Source organism: Methylobacterium sp. Leaf88 (genome assembly GCF_001422795.1).
Classification (GTDB): domain Bacteria; phylum Pseudomonadota; class Alphaproteobacteria; order Rhizobiales; family Beijerinckiaceae; genus Methylobacterium.
In genome coordinates this window covers 1-2,456 of record NZ_LMMK01000019.1, presented here as the reverse complement: position 1 = coordinate 2,456, position 2,456 = coordinate 1, and the positions used below count along the sequence as shown (strand labels likewise).

The window sequence follows — 2,456 nt, the reverse complement described above, 5'->3', positions numbered from 1 at the left end:
GTCGATCTCGCGGCCCGTCCGGGTGCGGAAGGCGAGCGCGCCGCCGGTGGCGTAGTTGCCGAACAGAGCCGATTGCGGACCGCGGAACACGTCGATGCGGCTGTACGCGCGGGGATCGACGAGGTCGAAGCGTGAGGCGCCGTCCGGCTGGGTCAGGAGGAAGCCGTCCTCCAGCACCACCATGTTCCGGATGACGCCGGTGGAACGGGCATTGTTGCCCCGGATGGAGATCACCACGTCGCGCCCGCCATTGCCCTGGCGCACGGTCACGCCGGGGCTGTTGGCCAGAACCGATCCGAGGCTTGTGGCGGGCCGGTTCTCGATCGTGTCGGTTCGGCCGACGCGCGTGGCGGTGGCGCCCAGGGGCTGTTCGATCACGCTCGGGCTGGAACCGGGGGGCGCCGAGACACCGAACGGCACCCCGGCCGGTGCCGGGCGACCCTCGGCCGTGATCGAGAGCTCCTCCAGCACGATCCCGCCCGCCTCCTCGGCGCGCACCTCCGACGCGGAGAGAAGGACGGCGACGAGGGCAAGCCGGACGGCTCCGGTTCGCGGGGCCGCAGTTCGGGGCGCGACGGCCTGGGAACGCGGAGAACAGGGAACAGCGGTCATGCCGGTTTCGACCACGGGAGCGGGGGCGGGTCACGCCGTAGGGAGGGAGGCCGGTCGGGCCGGACGCGAACCGCGACGTCCATTCATGCGCATCGCGCGTCCGGGAATGCCGAAGTCACTTCTACCCCGTGGACCGAGGGGGCGCGACGGGTCGGACACCCTGTGGTCGTGACCTGTGGCTCCCATGCCACGTCGAACCCGACACGTCGAACCTGCTCTCTCAAACCGTCAGGCGCGCGGCGAGACCTTCAGCGCGCATCCGCCTCGCGGTCGAGGAGCTGGCGCTTGCGCGCGACGCCCCAGCGATAACCGGAGAGCGACCCGTCCGCGCGGACCACCCGGTGGCACGGGATGGCGACCGCCAGCCGGTTGGCGCCGCACGCCTGGGCCACGGCCCGCATGGATGTCGGGGCGCCGATGGCCTGGGCGATCGCGCCGTAGGTCGTCGTGGTGCCGATCGGGACGGCGCGAAGGGCGGCCCAAACCCGCTGCTGGAAGATGGTGCCGCCGATGTCGAGGGGCAGGTCGAGGCCGCGGCCCGGCGCCTCGACGAAACCGACGACTGTCGCCACCCACCCGTCGAAGGCTGGATCGCCGGGCGCCAGGTCGGCCCTGGGGAAGCGGTCCTGGAGATCGCGGACCAGGGCGTCGGGATCGTCGCCCAGGAGAATCGCGCAGAGGCCCTTGGGGGTCGCCGCCACCAGGAGCGCGCCGAGGGAGCACGCGGCCACCGCGAAGCGGATCGCCGTCCCGGCGCCTCCCGTGCGATAGGCCGATGGGCGCATCCCGAGCCGATCCGGGCCTTCAGCGTAGAAGCGGCTCGACGCGTTGAAGCCGGCCGCGAAGACCGCTTCGGTCACCGTCCCGGCCTCGGGCAGGCGCTGCGCCACGCGCTCGGCCCGCTTGGCCGTCGCGTAGGCCTTCGGCGTGATGCCGGTGACCCTTCGGAAGACGCGGTGGAAGTGGAAGGCGCTCAGGCCCGCTTCCGCGGCGAGGCCTTCGAGTGTCGGCATGGTCTCGGCCGCGTCGATCAGGCGGCAGGCCCGGACGATGGCCGCGGCGTGCCGTTCGGCCAGGGTCACGTCGTTGGGCCGACAGCGCCGGCACGGGCGGAAGCCCGCGGCCTCGGCTGCATCGCAGGTGGCGTGGAAGCTCACGTTCTCCGGGTTGGCCGCGCGGGAGGGGCAACTGGGGCGACAATACACGCCGGTGGTGCGAACGGCGTAGACGAAGGTGCCGTCGGCCCGCGCGTCGCGGGCGGTGAGCGCGGCCCATCGCTGCGCGTCCGCGTCATCGGGGGCGCTCGGGTCGTCCCACTCCGGATGGGTGTCAGCGCGCCGCATGAGAACCGTCCTCCGTCGTCCAGGGGCGGCCCCCGCTTGTCGCGGCCGCGTCGCAGCCTGTCCTGCCCCGAAATCCCCGGAGCCGCATCCCGATCCTTGCTCTCGAATCCGGCTGGCGAGGCATCCGTACCGTACCACTTGCGTTGGCGGGGCCTCGCCCGGCGAACAGACCGGCGGCCGATGTCCACCGTGCCTCCCGTCGCCTCCGATCCGGGATCTCGATGTGCAGCGAACAGGCTATCGCGGGCCGGCGGCTTGGGCGGCAACGGTGGCCTGTCGCGGAGGCAAGGACACGTCGGCGGCAGGAGACCCCGAGGCACGGTGCGTGCCTGACGGGGGCGCCCGATCGGAGGGGGCGGGGCTGGCCGGCGTCGGTCAGCCCCGTCCGTTCAGACGCGGCGGGCGTCGTAACCGGCCACGACGGTGGCGGCCTTGGGGGCGCCGAGGCGTCCGCCGAAGAAGCCGGCGAGGGCGCCCAGGATGAGGGCGAGCGCGCCGTAG

Annotated in this window: 2 protein-coding genes and 1 pseudogene; all 3 read right to left on the bottom strand. The window is 73.1% G+C overall.

Annotated elements, in window-relative coordinates:
- Positions 1-498, bottom strand: a 498-nt coding sequence (locus tag ASF20_RS24985) for a TonB-dependent receptor plug domain-containing protein (RefSeq protein ID WP_244476404.1), incomplete at its 3' end; no start/stop codon positions are given.
- A 362-nt stretch (positions 499-860) separates the two neighbouring features.
- Entirely contained in the window at positions 861-1,955 is a 1,095-nt protein-coding gene (gene ada / locus ASF20_RS11485; RefSeq protein ID WP_056274294.1) for a bifunctional DNA-binding transcriptional regulator/O6-methylguanine-DNA methyltransferase Ada, read from the bottom strand.
- A gap of 389 nt (positions 1,956-2,344) precedes the next feature.
- Positions 2,345-2,456 (bottom strand): annotated as a pseudogene (locus ASF20_RS24980) (PhnA-like protein); the annotation flags it as partial.

Excerpts from the sequence above, each read along its gene's own strand:
- ada (WP_056274294.1), bottom strand. The coding sequence starts at position 1,955 with ATGCGGCGCGCTGACACCCATCCGGAGTGGGACGACCCGAGCGCCCCC.